The sequence below is a fragment of the Stenotrophomonas sepilia genome, from assembly GCF_003244875.1.
Lineage (GTDB): Bacteria > Pseudomonadota > Gammaproteobacteria > Xanthomonadales > Xanthomonadaceae > Stenotrophomonas > Stenotrophomonas sepilia.
This window is the reverse complement of the sequence record NZ_LXXZ01000087.1, coordinates 130,060-146,048: the sequence shown is the minus strand read 5'-3', so window position 1 is coordinate 146,048 and position 15,989 is coordinate 130,060. Positions and strand designations below refer to the sequence as shown.

Genomic DNA, 15,989 nt, shown 5'->3' with positions numbered 1-15,989 from the left:
AGGCGCCCGCTCCATACCGGAGCGAACTGAATAGGCGTCTAAACCGCAGCAAACCCGGATCTGCTTATTCCGTCCTGCAGCAAGGCCTTTTCGTGCGGTAGGGCTACAATTTCATTTTCCCAACTGAGCAAGCGCATCGCTCTGCCATGAAACCGCAAAAAACCGCAGCCAAGACCGTGAAAAACAAGACGAAACCAGCAGAGTCGGAGGTCGCAGTGACCGCTGGTTTCTCCCTGGAGCCGGTGTACACGGCCTTGCGCAAGCGCTACCCCGCGGCCGCACAGGCCGAAGCAGTGGCCTTCGCCACTGACTTCTACAAGCGCATGGAGTCGGACGAGTTCCCGCACCACAGCGCTGAAGAGTGGGCCGCTCTCGCGGCTGAGACGCTGGAATTCGCCCGGGCCCGCAAGGCTGGCAAGGCCAACGTCCGCGTGTTCAATCCGACCGCGAAGGCCAACGGTTGGGAATCGCCGCATACCGTGCTGCAGATCGTCAACGACGACATGCCGTTCCTGGTCGATACCGTCACCATGTCGCTGGCCGAGCAGGGCGTGGGCGTCCACGTGCTGGGCCACCCGGTACTGCGTTTCACCCGCGACAAGGCCGGCAAGCTGGTCAAGGTCGGCGAAGGTGATGCCGAGTCGGTGATGCTGCTGGAAATCGACCGCCAGCCGGCCGATGCGATGGCTGCCATCGAGCAGGCCATCAACAAGGCGCTGGATGAAGTGCGTGCGATCGTGCGCGACTGGCAGCCGATGAAGGACAAGGCGCTGGCGCTGGCCGACGACCTGGGCAGCCGCCAGCTGCCGGTCGACGACGCGTCGCGCAAGGAAGCACAGGAGTTCCTGCGCTGGGCCGCTGACAACCACTTCACCTTCTTCGGCTACCGCGAGTACCGCGTCGAGAAGCAGGGCAAGGAAGAGGTGCTGGCGCCGCTGAACGACACCGGCCTGGGCCTGATGCGTGGCAAGGACAAGTCCGCCGCCCGTCCGGTCAAGACGCTGGCCGCGCAGGGCCTGAACACCACGTCCGGTTTGAAGGATGCGCTGATCCTGACCAAGACCAATGCCCGTTCGCGCGTGCACCGCGCCGGCTACATGGACTACATCGGCGTGCTGGAGTTCGACGCCAAGGGCAAGATCATCGGCGAGCAGCGTTTCCTCGGGCTGTTCACCTCCAGCGCCTACAACCGTCGCCCGTGGGAAATCCCGCTGGTGCGCCAGCGCCACGAGCACGTGATGAAGCAGTCCGGGCTGGCCCCCGCCAGCCACAGTGGCAAGGCCCTGCGCCATATCCTGGAAACCCTGCCGCGCGAAGAACTGTTCCAGTCCAGCGAGGACGAACTGTTCCGCACCGCGATGGGCGTGCTGGGCCTGCAGGAACGCGTGCGCAGCCGCCTGTTCCTGCGCCGCGACAAGTACAGCCGTTTCATCTCCGCGCTGGTCTACCTGCCGCGCGAGCGCTTCAACACCGACGTGCGCCTGCGCATCGAAGCAATGCTCAAGGACGCGCTGCACGGCGAGTTCGTCGACAGCTCGGTGGTGCTGGGCGAATCGCCGCTGGCGCAGGTGCACCTGATCGTGCGCCCGAAGCCGGGTGAAATGCTCGACGTTGATACCGCCGAACTGGAGCAGAAGCTGGCCCAGGTGCTGCGTAACTGGCAGGACGACCTGCGCGAAGCGCTGGTGAGCCGCCACGGCGAGACCGAAGGCCTGCGCATCGCCGCCCGCATCGGCAAGGCGCTGCCGGCCGGCTACATCGAAGACAACAGCACCGCCGTTGCCGCCAACGATGTCAGCCAGCTCGACGCGCTGACCGGCCCGGACGACCTGCGCCTGAGCCTGCAGGCCGTGCCGCGCGAAAGCGGCGATGGCCTGCGCCTGAAGCTGTATCGCCAGCTGGATGACATCCCGCTGTCGGACGCGCTGCCGATGATGGAAAACATGGGCCTGCGCGTGATCGCCGAACGTCCGTACCGCCTGTCGGTCGACAACGCGCCGGTGTACGTGCAGGACTTCGAGGTCGAGTCGACCGCTGGCGCGATCGATGCCGCCAGTGTCGATGAAGCCTTCGGCGAGACCTTCGCCCGCGTCTGGCACGGCGACGCCGAGAACGACGGCTTCAACCGCCTGGTGCTGGCAGCTGGCCTGCACTGGCGCCAGGTCGCCATGCTGCGTGGCTACTGCAAGTACCTGCTGCAGACCGGCGTGCCGTTCTCGCAGGCCTACGTGGAAGGCACCTTCGCGCGTTACCCGCTGCTGGCCCGCCTGCTGGTCGAACTGTTCGAGGCCCGCTTCGATCCGGCCACCGGCCATGAGAGCAAGGACGACATCTCGGCCGGCCAGGCCCAGCTGAAGGCCCACTTCGATGTGCTGGCCGCTGGCGACGACGCCACCCTGAAGGTGCTCAAGAGCGTGGTCGATGCCCGCAAGGGTGACCGCGACGCGCAGATGCAGGCCGCGCGCGATGCGCTGCTGAAGCTGATGGATCGCGTGTCCAGCCTGGACGAGGACCGCATCCTGCGCTCGTTCATGGGCGTGATCGACGCGACCCTGCGTACCAGCTACTACCAGACCGATGCCAACGGCCAGCACGGCCATGTCATCAGCTTCAAGTTCGATTCGGCGCTGGTGCCGGACCTGCCGAAGCCGCGCCCGTACCGCGAGATCTTCGTGTACGGCCCGCGCGTGGAAGGTACCCACCTGCGCTTCGGCGCGGTTGCGCGTGGCGGCCTGCGCTGGTCGGACCGTCGCGAAGACTTCCGTACCGAAGTGCTGGGCCTGGTCAAGGCACAGATGGTCAAGAACACCGTCATCGTGCCGGTCGGCGCGAAGGGTGGCTTCTTCGCCAAGACCCCGCCGGTGAACGGCGATCGCGACGCGATCTTCGCCAATGGCGTGGCCTGCTACAAGCTGTTCATCCAGGGCCTGCTGGACATCACCGACAACATCGTCAACAACAAGATCGTGCCGCCGGTGGATGTCGTGCGCCACGACATGGACGATCCGTACCTGGTGGTGGCCGCCGACAAGGGCACCGCGACCTTCTCCGACATCGCCAACGGCCTGGCCATCGCGCACGGCTTCTGGATGGGCGATGCGTTCGCCTCCGGTGGTTCGGTCGGCTACGACCACAAGGGCATGGGCATCACCGCGCGCGGTGCGTGGGAGTCGGTCAAGCGCCACTTCCGTGCGCTGGGCCGTGACAGCCAGAGCCAGGACTTCACTGCGGTCGGCGTCGGCGACATGTCCGGCGACGTGTTCGGCAATGGCATGCTGCTGTCGCGCCATATCCGCCTGGTCGCTGCGTTCGACCACCGCCACATCTTCCTGGACCCGAATCCGGATGCGGCCACGTCGTTCATCGAGCGTGAGCGCCTGTTCACCCTGCCGCGTTCGAGCTGGGCGGACTACGACACCAAGCTGATCAGCAAGGGCGGCGGCGTGTATCCGCGCAGCCTGAAGTCGATCGAGATCACCCCGCAGGTGCGTGAGGCGCTGGGTCTGGACGAGAACGTCAAGGCGCTGTCGCCGAACGATCTGATGAGCGCGATCCTGAAGGCACCGGTCGACCTGCTGTGGAACGGCGGCATCGGTACCTACGTCAAGGCTGCCAGCGAGCAGCACAGTGATGTCGGCGACCGCGCCAACAACGCACTGCGCGTGAACGGTGGCGAGCTGCGCTGCAAGTTGGTGGGCGAGGGCGGCAACCTGGGCATGACCCAGCTGGGCCGCATCGAAGCTGCCCAGGCCGGCGTGCTGCTCAACACCGACTTCATCGACAACTCGGCCGGTGTCGACACCTCCGACCATGAAGTCAACATCAAGATCCTGCTCAACGATGTGGTGCGGGCCAAGAAGCTGACCGTCGAGCAGCGCAACAAGCTGCTGGCCTCGATGACCGATGAAGTCGCCGAGCTGGTGCTCAACGACAACTATCGCCAGAACCAGGCACTGAGCCTGATGGAGCGGATGGCAGTCAAGCGCCTGGGGTCCAAGCAGCACTTCATCCGCACCCTGGAACAGCAGGGCCTGCTCGACCGCCAGATCGAGTTCCTGCCGTCCGATGCCGAGCTCTCGCAGCGCAAGGCACGCGGCCAGGGCCTGACCCGTCCGGAGCTGTCGGTCCTGCTGTCCTATTCCAAGCTGGTGGCGTTCAACCAGCTGCTGGATTCGGACATCCCGGAAGATCCGTACCTGTCCAAGGAGCTGCAGCGCTACTTCCCGACCCCGCTGCAGAAGAAGTACGCCGACGCGATGGAGCGTCACCGCCTGAAGCGCGAAATCATCGCCACGGCCGTGACCAACCAGACCATCAACCGCATGGGCGCCACCTTCCTGATGCGCATGCAGGAAGACACCGGCCGTTCCATCGCCGAGGTCGCCAAGGCCTACACCATCAGCCGCGAAACGCTGGATGCGCGCGCGTTGTGGGCACAGATCGATGCCCTCGACGGCAAGGTGCCGGAGTCGGTGCAGATCGACGCCCTGGAAGTGATCTGGAAGCTGCAGCGCTCGTTCGTGCGTTGGCTGCTGTCGCGCCCGGGCGCGATGCCGGGCATCACCGAAGCGGTCAACCGCTACCAGGGACCGTTCAACGACATCCGCGTCGCTTCGGGCGTGCTGCCGGATTCGCAGCGTCCGACCTACGAAGCCCTGGTGGCCGAGTGGAAGGAAAAGGGCCTGCCGTCTGCACTGGCACAGCAGCTGGCCGAACTGCACTTCCTGGAGCCGGCGTTCGACATCATCGAGCTGGCCCGCACCCGCAAGCTGAAGCCGGTGGACGTGTCCAAGGTCCACTTCCGCCTGGGCGATGCCCTGCAGCTGCCGTGGCTGTTCGAGCAGGTCGACGCGTTGGAGGTCAACGGTCGTTGGCACGCGGTGGCGCGTGGCGTGCTGCGTGACGAGCTTGCAGCCAACCACCGCAACCTGGCCGGGCAGGTGCTGGGCACCAAGGGCAGCAGTGCCGAGGCCAAGGTCGCTGCCTGGATGGGCCGCGACGACAACAGCCTGCGCTTCACCCTGGCGATGCTGGCCGAACTGGCCGAGCAGAAGACCCTGGACTACCCGACCGTCTCGGTCGCGGTGCAGCGCCTGGGCCAGCTGGCCGCGCATGGTGCGTAAGCGCATTCGCGCTGACGCCCCACGGATTGCTCTGCAAACCGTGGGCCCCATGCCAACCATGCTCCCAGACCCCCGCGCCGTTGGCGCGCCCCCCTGACTCAGGGGGGCTCCTGATCTGCAGCAGTTGGAGGAACGGCCCCGCGAAAGCGGGGCCGTTCTGCATTGTCTGGTAGTGCCGGCCGCTGGCCGGCAACCTCATGAATCGCAACCGGGTGCAGCAGCCGGCCAGCGGCCGGCACGACCGGGTATGCTCTTGCTGGCACACCCACCCGGATCCACCGATGAGCGACACCCCCCGCATCGCTTTCCTGGCCAGCAGCACCGAACCTGCACAGATGGCCCGCGCGGCGATGATCTCGCGTTATGGCGATCACGCGCCCGAGCAGGCCGACGTGCTGTGCCCGCTGGGTGGCGACGGTTTCATGCTGCAGACCCTGCACCGGCACGGGCACCTGGGCAAGCCGGTGTTCGGCATGAAGCTGGGCACCGTTGGCTTCCTGATGAACCAGTACCGCGGTGACGATGACGTGCAGGCCCGCATTGCGCGTGCCGAGCCGGCCAACCTGCGCCCGCTGGAAATGGTGGCGCTGACCGAGTCCGGCACCAGCACCGGGTCGCTGGCCTACAACGATGTCTCGCTGCTTCGGCAGACCCGGCAGGCGGCCCATATCGGCATCGACCTCAACGGCCAGGAGCGGGTGGCCGAGCTGATCGGTGACGGCGTGCTGGTGGCCACCCCGGCCGGCAGTACCGCCTACAATTATTCCGCGCACGGCCCGGTGTTGCCGCTGGGGTCGCATACCATCGCGCTGACGCCGCTGGCTCCGTATCGGCCGCGACGCTGGCGCGGGGCGATCCTCAAGGCCGACACCGAAGTGCGCTTCCGCGTGCTCGATCCCTACAAGCGTCCGGTCAGCGTCACCGCTGATTCGCACGAGACCCGCGATGTGGTCGAGGTGACCATCCGTGAGTCGAGGGACCGTCGTGTGACCCTGCTGTTCGACCCGGAGCACAACCTGGAAGACCGGATCCTGAGCGAACAGTTCGTTTTTTGAGGACAATGGGCGGCCGGCCCCGCCGACCGCTTGAAGGACCCCCACCGATGGGCGACAACTCCCCCCGTTTGCTGACCGTCGCGGTCACCTCGCGCGCGCTGTTCGACCTCGAGGAAAGCCATGCGCTGTTCGAGAGCGATGGCGTGGCGGCCTATGCCGAGTTCCAGCGCCAGCATGAGGACGACATCCTCGGCCCCGGCGTGGCCTTTCCCGTGGTGCGCAAGCTGCTGGCACTGAACCAGGGTGCCAGCCCGGAGAACCCGCGGGTCGAGGTGATCCTGCTGTCGCGCAACTCGGCCGATACCGGCCTGCGCATCTTCAACTCGATCCAGCATTACGGCCTGGGCATCATCCGTGCGACGTTCACCGCTGGCGAGCCGACCTGGCCGTATGTGAAGCCGTTCGGCACCGACCTGTTCCTGTCGGCCAACCCGGAATCGGTGCGCAGTGCGCTGCGCCATGGCATCGCGGCGGCGACCATCCTGCCCAAACCACCGGGCGAGACCGCTGCGGCAGCGGCCGACCAGATCGATACCGGTCGCCCGGCCGGCCAGCTGCGCATTGCCTTCGACGGTGACGCAGTGATCTTCGGTGACGAGAGTGAGCGCATTTCGCGCGAGCAGGGCGTGGAAGCCTTTGGCCGCCACGAACGCGAACGCGCCCGCGAGCCACTCAGTGGCGGCCCCTTCCGCGGCTTCCTGTCGGCCCTGCACACGCTGCAGGAAGTGTTCCCGGCTGGCGACAGCGCGCCGATCCGTACCGCATTGGTGACCGCGCGGTCGGCCCCGGCGCACGAGCGGGTGATCCGCACCCTGCGGGAGTGGGGCGTGCGCCTGGACGAAGCGCTGTTCCTCGGCGGCCGGCACAAGGGGCCGTTCCTGCAGGCCTTCGGTGCCGACATCTTCTTCGATGATTCGCAGCACAACATCGACAGCGCCCGCGAGCATGTGGCTGCCGGCCACGTACCGCACGGCGTCGCCAACGAGGGATAGGGCGGATTTGACCGGTAGGTGCCAATCTTGGTTGGCGCTGCCGTCAGGCCACGGGGCCGATCAAGGGCTGCCCGACATCCCCAACTGCAGGTCCACCACTTTCCAGCGCAGGCCCTGCGGCTCCAGCACCACCTTCGTCGGTGGCTGGCCGGGGCCGCGATCCACATTGATCACGAAGCGATCGAACGCCTCGAAATGGTGCTCGGCGTGTTTCAACGGCCGCGCAGGTTCGGTCGCGCCGAAGGCGTCGCCACCCTGCAGTTCATTGCGGCCACGCTTCCACAGCACGTGGCCCTGCAGCATCGCGCCGATCCCGGTCGGGGTCACCATGGTTTCCACCGCGGCCCCCCCGAGCTGGTCGCCCAGGCCGTAGAGCAGGGCTCCGAACGGGCTGGCCGCCACGTCCGGGCCCGCCTGGCGCACCAGGTAATCATTGAGCTGCGCACGCAGGCTGCTGCGCACGCGCGGGAAATCGACGTAACGCCCCAGGCGCGCGGTGTCGCGCCGTTCGATGGCCTTGGACAAGCCATTGACAGTCAGGTACGGGCCGCCGAACCACCAGGCCGCCAAGGCCAGGACCAGCAGCACAAGCAGTGCGGTGAGCTTCTTCATGCCGGACAGACTGCCGCAACGGCGGCAGTGCCGGGTGAAGACTCACTGACTGGGCGAACCACGGCCATCACCGAAGGCATCGACCAGCTGTTGCCGTTCCGCCGGGCTCAGCGCCTCCACGCGCGTTGCCAAGACCTCGTCCAGGCTGCGGATGCGGGTGGTGCCGAGGATGCCGCTGGCCACACCGGGATGCCCCAATGCGTAGGCGAAGGCGGTCTGGGCCGGACGCTGGCTGTGGATCGTGGCCACCGCGCGCCGCATCTGGCGGGCACTGCGCATCAGATGGCGGCTGCTGGGTTTCAGCCAGGCGCGCGCCAGGTACCAGCCATCGGCCAGCCGTGGCAGGCGCGGGCGTGCGGGCAGCAGATGGCCCTGCGCCAGCACGGTGCCGGCCAGCACGCCGATGCCCACTGCCTGCAGCTGATCGATAAGCGGTTCGCGGTCCTGCTGTAGGGCGTTGTAGTCCAGCAGCACCACATCGAAGGCATCTGGATGGGCGATCATCCAGCGCAGGGTCGAGGCCGAGTGGGTGTTGATGCCGGTGAATCGGATCAACCCACGTTCGCGCAGGCGCTGCAGTGCCGCCAGCAGGTCGTCACTGATGTCGTGTTCGCTGGCGTCATGCAGCTGGTAGACATCAAGATGGCCCAGGCCGAGGTTGCGCAGCGACGCCTCGCAGCTGGCGGTGATGGCCGCGGGCGAGAAATTGCGTTGCTCGGCGACGCTGATGCCGGCCTGGCCGGTCAGCGTGCCGCCCTTGCTTGAGATCACCAGTGAATCGCGCGGGTACTGCTTCAGCAACGGGCGCAGGATGCGGCCCAGGCGCGGCTCGGCATGGAAGCCGGAATAGTTGTGACCGGTATCGAGCAGGTTCACCCCGTGGGCAAGCGCATGCTCGACCACAGCAGCCGCCTCATGCTCGGGGAAGCGGCGATGACCCCAGAAGCCGGAACAGCCCAATCCGATCGGTGAAACGGCCAGGCCGGTGCGGCCGAGCACGCGCCGCTGGCGGGCCAGCGGAAGATTCTGCGACATCAGAATTCCAGGTCCAGCGCAGCGCACAGGTAGTCGACGAACGGGCCGAGCGCGGCCAGGTCCTTGCCCAGCGTGGACAGCAGGCGTGGGCCGGTCATGGTGGCGTCGTCCAGCGAGCGCCACATCACCCAGTTGCGGTGCTTGAGGTCGTCGATGAACTCGAAGTCGGCCGGGAAGCCACGCGGGGGCCGCACCAGCTTCTCGCTCTCCTCGAAATCGAAGCGCTTGCGCAGGGCCGGCGCGTGCGCGGCGGCCTTCCAGCTGCCCGGGTTGTCGAGGATGAAGTGGCGCACGCGGCGCTGGGTTTCCGGTTCCGGATGCCACAGGCCGGCGCCGACGAAGCTCTCGCCGGGTTGCAGGTGCACATAGAAGGACGGCGCGGCCACCTCGCGGCGCCGCTCGTGGAACAGGCGCGCACCCTGCCAGGTCTTGTACGGTGACTTGTCGTTGGAAAAGCGCGCGTCACGGTGGATGCGGAACAGGGAGCCGCCGACGCCGCGGGTATCGGCGCGGAAGTGCTCGCTGACCTCGGCCAATGCCGGCTGCAGGTCGCCCAGCAGGCGCAGGAACGGCTGCCGAACGTGGTCTTCATACTGCTGGCGGTGGTCGTTGAACCAGGTCTTGTCGTTGTGCCGCGCCAGGCTGCGCAGGAACTTGAAGCTGGCGTCCGAGAAATAGGTACTCACAAGGTCTCCTGCAGGTGCTGGCCCCAGTCGCGCAGCGATTGCAGCAGGGCCTGGCGCCGCGCGTCGTCGGGCGACTCGGCGGCCAGCGCATCGAGCTGTTGCTGGTACTGGGGCAGGTTGAGTTCGCCCAGGCCGCCGTCGCCGAGCAGGCGCTGGCGCCGGTAATCCTGCCAGCGCTGGCGTTCAGCCGGCGCGAGGCTGTCGGGATGATTGCGCGCACGGTAGCGGAACAGCAGCTCCGGCAGGCGCGGGTCGCGGAAGCGGCCTTCCAGCGCGGCCAGCTGCTCCGGCGCGGTGGTGCGTGCCAGCGCCAGCAGCGGCTTGTCGCCATTGCCGAGGAAGCCGTCATACAGCGAGGCATCGACATCGGCCACGGTCGCGACGCGGGGCTGGTTGTAGACCTGGCGTGCCTTCTCGGCCAGCTGTGGAGCGAACGCGCGCAGCCGTTCCACCTTGGCTTCGATCGCGGCCACGTCCAGGCCGAGGCGCGCATGGTCATCGGCGCGCAGGTGGTTCCATGCGATCAGTGCCGGCACCTTGTTCAGGTGCACTTCCTTCAGCGGCACGCGTGCCACGCCTTCGGGCAGCTCGCTGGCCCGCATGTACAGGCGCTGTGCGATCACCTCGGCCGGCAGGTCGAGCAGGTCGTCGATCTCGCCCTCCAGGTCGAACACGATCACCCGGTTGTTGATGGTCGGGTGCACGGCCAAGGGCAGAACCGGTGCGGCGCACAGGCGGCTGGCAGGGTAGCGCATGGAAATGTGCAGAACCGGCTTCATCGCCGCCACGTCCAGCAAGCCGCCGACGAAGCGCTTGTCGCGCAGCTTCAGCGCGTACTCCCACAGCCGCGGCTGCGACTGCTTGAACAGCCGTGCCATGCCGATGGTGGCGCGCACGTCTGACAGCGCTTCGTGCGCATCGCCTTCGCGCACGTTGTTGGCCTCGGCCAGGTGCTCGAGCTTGAACGAGGTGGCGCCGTCCTCGCGCAGCGGCCACCGGATGCCGTCCGGGCGCATCGCGCGCATCAGCCGCAGCATGTCCAGCAGGTCCCAGCGCGAATTGCCGTTGCGCCACTCGCGTTCGTAGGGATCGTGGAAGTTGCGGAACAACCCGTAGCGGACGAACTCATCGTCGAAGCGCAGCGTGTTGTAGCCCAGTGCGCAGGTGCCGGATCGCGACATCAGTTCGTTGATGCGGTCGAAGGCTTCTGCCTCGCTGATGCCCTCGGCCAGGGCCTGCTGCGGGGTGATGCCGGTGACCAGGGTGGCCATCGGCGAGGGCAGCAGGTCATCGGCCGGGCGCACGAAGAAGCTGACCGGCGTGTCGATCTCGTTGAGGTCGGCATCGGTGCGGACCGCGGCGAACTGCGAGATGCGCGTGCGCCGCGGGTCCTGGCCGAAGGTTTCCAGGTCGTAGAACAGGAAGCTGTCGGCCATCAGTGCGCTCCCTCCAGGACCGGCAACTGCGCGTGGACCTGCGCTTCCAGTGCGGCCCAGTCGATGTTGTCCAGTGAATCGTGACCGGCGGTGGCTGCAGCCAGCAGGTCGCGCTGCAGTTCGGTGCGGCGCAGCGCCTCGGCGTAGGGCGTGTGCAGGAAGGTGACCATCGTGTAATGCGGCACGAAGCGGGTCGGCCAGCGCCGCTGCAGTTCCTGCTCCAGCTCGCGTTGCAGCAGGAATGCAGGGTCGGCCACGCGGTCGCGCATCTCCAGGTAGTTCTCAAGCGCCATCTGCTGGATGGCACGTGCATTCGGTTTGCGCTCGGCCTCGAACGCGGCGAACGCACCTTCCAGATCATCCGCTTCCATCAGATGGCGGGCCAGAGCCACGCAATCCTCGAACGCGCAGTTCATGCCCTGGCCGTGGAACGGCACCATCGCATGCGCAGCGTCACCGATCAGCACGGCGCGGCCCTGCTGATGCCAGCGGTCGAGGGTGAGCGTGCCGAGCAGGCCCGGCGGGTGCTGTTCCCAGTCCACGCGCAGGTTCGGGATCAACGGCAGCGCGTCGGCGAACTCGCGTGCAAACAGGGCCTCGGCCTGCGCACCGGTATTGACCGTGGCGAAGCTGGGATCGCCCTGGTTGGGCAGGAACAGGGTGACCGTGAAAGTGCCTTCGTGATTGGGCAACGCGATGCACATGTAGTGGCCGCGCGGCCAGATGTGCAGCGCATTGCGCTCGATGCGGAAGCCGCCATCGGCAGCCGGCGGGATCTCCAGTTCCTTGTACGAATGGTCAAGGAAGGCGATGTCCTCGCCCAGCGGCGCACGACGGTTCATCGCCGCGCGCAGTGCCGAGCCCGCGCCGTCGGCGCCGATCAGGGTGTCAAAGCGGATGTCGTGCGGGCTGTCGTCACGGTCATCGATGAAACGCGCGTAGCCCGCATCGAAATCCACGGTATGCAGGCGACGATGGAAATGCACGGTGGCACCGGCCTGTTCGGCCAGTTCCAGCAGCGTGGTGTTCAGATCGCTGCGATGGATCGACCAGATCACCTCGCTGTCGTCGCGGCCATAGCGCTGCAGCTGCGGTTCGCCGTCGCGTGGATGCACCATGCGCCCGCGCATCATCACCGCGCGCGCCATCACCTCGTCTTCCACACCGGCCTGGCGCAGTGCATTGCGCCCGCGCTCGGCCAACGCCAGGTTGATCGAACGACCGCTCTCGTAGTCGGCAATGCGGGGATCGCCACGGCGTTCGTACAGGGTGATGCGCCAGCCTTGCCGTGACAGCAGGATGGCCAGCAGGGACCCGGCAAGGCCGGCACCGATAATGCTCAACGAGCGGGAGGCGTGTGCGATCAACGAACTGTCCAGCAGCAGGGGGAGGGGCCGGCTTACAGGCCGGCCCAGGCTTCCACTTCCTCGACGAAATGGTGCACGTCCAGGTAGCGGTTGTAGAGCGGGGTGGGCGAGATGCGGATCACGTCAGGCTCGCGCCAGTCGCCGAGCACGCCGATGCCGCGCAGGTGCTCGAACAGTGCACGGCCACGCTCGCGGCCACCGATCACGCGCAGCGACAACTGGCAGCCGCGGCGCTGCGGATCGGCCGGGGTAATGATGTCCAGCACCTGCGGCAGGCGTGCGCGGACCAGTGCTTCGAGCAGGCCGGTCAGCGCCAGCGATTTGCTGCGCAGCGCCTCCATGCCGGCACGCTCGAACAGGTCCAGCGAGGCACGCAGTGGTGCCAGGCCAAGGATCGGTGGATTGCTGAGCTGCCAGCCTTCGGCACCGATGGCGGGGGTGAACTGGGGCGCCATCTGGAAGCGGGTCGATTCCTCATGGCCCCACCAGCCGGCAAAGCGCGGCAGGGTGGTGTCGCGGTGGTGGCGCTCGTGCACGAACGCGCCAGCCACCGCGCCGGGGCCGCTGTTGAGGTATTTGTAGTGGCACCACACGGCGAAATCGGGCGCCACGTCATGCAGGCGCAGCGGCAGGTTGCCAACCGAGTGCGCCAGATCGAAGCCGATGCGTGCGCCCTGCAGGCGTGCGGCGCGGGTGATCGCATCGAGGTCGAAGGCCTGGCCGGTGCGGTACTGCACGCCGGGCCACAGCACCAGCGCCAGGCGCGGGCCGTGCTCGGCGATGGCGCGTTCGATCGCGGTCAGCGAAATCGTGCCGTTGGCTTCGTCCGGCTGCACTTCCACCAGGCACTCGGCCGGGTCGAAACCATGGAAGCGGATCTGAGCTTCCACCGCGTGGCGGTCGGTCGGGAATGCGCCGGCTTCCATCAGGATCACCGGGCGCTGCGTGGTCGGCCGGTAGAAGCTGACCATCATCAGGTGCAGGTTCACGCTCAGCGTGTTCATCGCTACCACCTCGCTGGGCAGTGCGCCGACCACTCGGGCCAGCTGCGCGCTCACCAGGCGGTGGTAGGACAGCCACTGCGTCGGGCCGGTGAAGTGGCCTTCCACCGCCAGTTCGCCCCATTGTTTCATCACTTCCTGCACCGCTGCCTGCGCACCGCGCGGCTGCAGGCCCAGCGAGTTGCCGACGAAGTAGGTCTGCTCGCCGCCACCATGGCGCGGAATCAGGAATTCGCCACGCAGCGGGCGCAGCGGATCGGCGGCGTCCAGGGCGATGGCGTGGGTGCGGCTGAGCAGGTCGGACATGGTCGGGCAACAGGCTGCAACGGGACCGCCAGTGTAGCGCCTGGCGGCGTGCCTGCCGCCGAACCTGTAGAGTCGAGCCCATGCTCGGCTGCCGGGCCACGAAGCCGAGCATGGGCTCGGCTCTACAGGGGCAGGTGCTCAGCCCGCCGCCGGCACCGGCAGCGGATCCACGTGCCCGCACTGGCTGCAGGTACGCAGTTCCAGGCTGGCTTGGTAGTGCGCAAACACCTTGGGCAGGTCGGTTTCGATGTTCTGCAGCGGGAAATACTCTTCGTGCAGCTTGTGGTTGCAGCGCTCGCAGTGCCAGATCACGCCGTCCAACTCATGCGGCAGCCGCTTGCGCTCGACCACCAGGCCGATGCCCCCGGGCGGGCGCCGCGGCGAGTGCGGCACCTTCGCCGGCAACAGGAAGATCTCGCCGGCGCGGATCGGAATGTCGCGTACCGCGCCGTCCTCCTGCACCTTCAGCACCATCTCGCCTTCGAGCTGGTAGAACCACTCGGGGCCTTCGTCGTAGTGGTAGTCGGTACGCGAGTTCGGCCCGCCGACCACCATCACGATGAAATCGCCGTTGTCGATCATCTTGTTGCCCACCGGCGGCTTCAGCAGGTGGCGGTTCTCTTCGATCCAGGCGTGCAGGTTGATCGGCGGAGCGAGCATGGTGGTCATCCGTGTGGGGATCAGTCGCGACGGCCCTTGCGCGGCACGAAGGACAGCGCTTTTTCATACGCCGGCTGCAGCTCTTCCAGCGAACCGACGTCGATGCCCATTTCACGCACGCGGCCGTCCTTCAGGCTGTAGACCCAGCCGTGCACCATCAGCTTCTGGCCGCGGGCCCAGGCATCCAGCACGATGGTCGAGCGGCAGAGGTTGGCGACCTGCTCGATCACGTTCAGCTCGCACAGCCGGGCGTGCTTGAGTTCGTCGTCTTCGATGGCGTCGAGGATGCCCTGGTGCTTCTGCACCACGTCACCGACATGGCGCAGCCAGTTGTCGGCCAGGCCGACGCGGGTGTTGTGCAGGCAGGCATGCACGCCGCCGCAGCCGTAGTGGCCGACGATCAGGATGTGCTTGACCTTCAGCTGGTCCACCGCGTACTGCACCACGCTCAGGCAGTTGAGGTCGGTGTGGGCGACCACGTTGGCGACGTTGCGATGCACGAACACTTCGCCCGGCGCCATGCCGATGATCTGGTTGGCCGGCACGCGCGAATCGGAGCAGCCGATCCACAGGTACTCCGGGTGCTGCTGCTTGGCCAGCTGGTGGAAGAAGTCGGGGTCCTCCTTCTCGATGCGGTCGGCCCAGTCGCGGTTGTTCTGCAGCAGCTTGTGGATGTCTTTCATGTTCGGTCCCTGGCGTCGGGTGGGGGCGCATCGCAGCCATCCGGCTGCGACGTCGCGGGAATCTGGGGTGTTCAGCCGCTGCGGGCGGCCTGTTCGCGGTGCCAGCGCATCCACTGCGCCAACTCGGTGGAGGAAGGGGTGCCCAGCTGTTCCAGTTCGGCGATCACGGCGCGCTGGTTGGCGTCGGGATGGTTCTGGCTCAGCTTCAGCTTCAGCTGCACGTGTTCGACCTGGAAACGGAAGCCGACGATGGCACGCAGTTCCGGGCCATGTTCGGCGCGCGTGGCATCGAACTGCCAGGCCTGGCCGACACTGGCTTCGAAGTGATCGCTGATCGCGCCGACCAGTTCGGCCAGCGCATCGGTGTCGTCGAAGGTGTGCAACTGGCCACGCAGCTCGGCGGCGGCGTAGTTCCAGGTTGGCACCCGTGCGGCAGGCTCCTTGTCCGGATACCAGCTGGCCGAGAGGTAGCCGTGTGGTCCGTCGACCAGCACCTTGGCCGCACCGCCGTGGCGTGACTGCGGGTTGGCGCGGGCCCAGTGCCCGCGCAGCTCGATGCGCTCGCCCTCGCGCCGGTACAGTACCGGCATCCGGGTCAGCTCCGGCAGGCCATCGCTGCCGGGGGTGAGCACGGTGACGAACGGATCGCGCGCCAGCAGGCGGTCCAGCCAGAGCAGGTCGGTCTCGGCGAAGGCGCGTGGAGTGAACATGCCTGGATTAGGCGCGCGCGCCCAGCGACTGGATCATGCGGCCGCGCAGGCCCTCGTCGTTGTCGGCCTGCGGCGGCTGCACTTCGTGCAGGCTGAAGCCGCGCACCAGCGCGTCTTCCTCGTCCAGGCCGTCATACTCGACGAATTCGGCGTCGAACAACTGCGAACGGGCGGTGTCTTCGCTGTCGTAGCTCAGCGTGTTGCCATCGCTGTCGAGCACTTCGGCGGTGCCGGCCGGGCGAACGCGCAGGCGCGCCCAGATCAGGGTGTTGCCGAGGCTGGCCAGCCACCAGCTGTCGCGCGAGGCAGAAATGTCATTCATG

The 15,989-nt window shown here is 67.1% G+C and carries 13 protein-coding genes; 3 read left to right on the top strand and 10 right to left on the bottom strand.

The features are described 5' to 3' along the window. Positions 1–146 precede the first annotated feature (146 nt). From A7X97_RS18150 to A7X97_RS18140, 3 genes are all read left to right on the top strand, one after another. A complete protein-coding gene (locus A7X97_RS18150; RefSeq protein WP_111008257.1) occupies positions 147–5,123 on the top strand; it encodes an NAD-glutamate dehydrogenase in 4,977 nt (1,658 codons plus the stop codon). 281 nt (positions 5,124–5,404) lie between these two features. After that, positions 5,405–6,178, top strand: coding sequence for an NAD kinase (locus A7X97_RS18145; protein ID WP_069139728.1), 774 nt, complete (start codon positions 5,405–5,407; stop codon positions 6,176–6,178). Positions 6,179–6,225: 47 nt separating this feature from the next. Next, the gene (locus tag A7X97_RS18140; protein ID WP_005417414.1) at positions 6,226–7,170 is read left to right on the top strand and encodes a 5'-nucleotidase; all 945 of its coding nucleotides are present in this window, start codon (positions 6,226–6,228) and stop codon (positions 7,168–7,170) included. A gap of 60 nt (positions 7,171–7,230) precedes the next feature. Here A7X97_RS18140 and A7X97_RS18135 read toward each other — a convergent pair whose 3' ends face one another. The 10 genes from A7X97_RS18135 to A7X97_RS18090 form a co-directional block, all read right to left on the bottom strand. Beyond that, a complete protein-coding gene (locus tag A7X97_RS18135; protein ID WP_111008256.1) occupies positions 7,231–7,782 on the bottom strand; it encodes a DUF2939 domain-containing protein in 552 nt (183 codons plus the stop codon). 42 nt (positions 7,783–7,824) lie between these two features. Then, positions 7,825–8,817 carry an aldo/keto reductase gene (locus A7X97_RS18130; protein ID WP_088497049.1) on the bottom strand — a complete coding sequence of 331 codons (993 nt, stop codon included), beginning with the start codon at positions 8,815–8,817 and terminating at the stop codon, positions 7,825–7,827. After that, the gene (locus A7X97_RS18125) at positions 8,817–9,503 is read right to left on the bottom strand and encodes a DUF2461 domain-containing protein (protein WP_053500718.1); all 687 of its coding nucleotides are present in this window, start codon (positions 9,501–9,503) and stop codon (positions 8,817–8,819) included. Before A7X97_RS18125 ends, A7X97_RS18130 begins: the two co-directional genes overlap by 1 nt. Then, positions 9,500–10,939 (bottom strand): exodeoxyribonuclease I, encoded by a 1,440-nt coding sequence (gene sbcB, locus A7X97_RS18120; RefSeq protein WP_088497050.1) that lies wholly within the window; start codon positions 10,937–10,939, stop codon positions 9,500–9,502. Before sbcB ends, A7X97_RS18125 begins: the two co-directional genes overlap by 4 nt. Next, entirely contained in the window at positions 10,939–12,306 is a 1,368-nt protein-coding gene (locus tag A7X97_RS18115; protein ID WP_072168152.1) for an FAD-dependent oxidoreductase, read from the bottom strand. The genes sbcB and A7X97_RS18115 overlap by 1 nt, the downstream gene beginning before the upstream one ends. A 32-nt stretch (positions 12,307–12,338) precedes the next feature. After that, complete coding sequence (kynU, locus tag A7X97_RS18110; protein ID WP_088497051.1) at positions 12,339–13,613, bottom strand: kynureninase; 1,275 nt, start codon at positions 13,611–13,613, stop codon at positions 12,339–12,341. A gap of 138 nt (positions 13,614–13,751) precedes the next feature. Then, the gene (locus A7X97_RS18105) at positions 13,752–14,273 is read right to left on the bottom strand and encodes a 3-hydroxyanthranilate 3,4-dioxygenase (protein ID WP_088497075.1); all 522 of its coding nucleotides are present in this window, start codon (positions 14,271–14,273) and stop codon (positions 13,752–13,754) included. Positions 14,274–14,293: 20 nt separating this feature from the next. Beyond that, complete coding sequence (can, locus tag A7X97_RS18100; RefSeq protein WP_005417406.1) at positions 14,294–14,956, bottom strand: carbonate dehydratase; 663 nt, start codon at positions 14,954–14,956, stop codon at positions 14,294–14,296. A gap of 71 nt (positions 14,957–15,027) precedes the next feature. After that, a complete protein-coding gene (locus A7X97_RS18095; RefSeq protein ID WP_088497052.1) occupies positions 15,028–15,666 on the bottom strand; it encodes an FMN-binding negative transcriptional regulator in 639 nt (212 codons plus the stop codon). A 7-nt stretch (positions 15,667–15,673) separates the two neighbouring features. Then, complete coding sequence (locus A7X97_RS18090; RefSeq protein ID WP_005417404.1) at positions 15,674–15,988, bottom strand: hypothetical protein; 315 nt, start codon at positions 15,986–15,988, stop codon at positions 15,674–15,676. Position 15,989 lies beyond the last annotated feature (1 nt).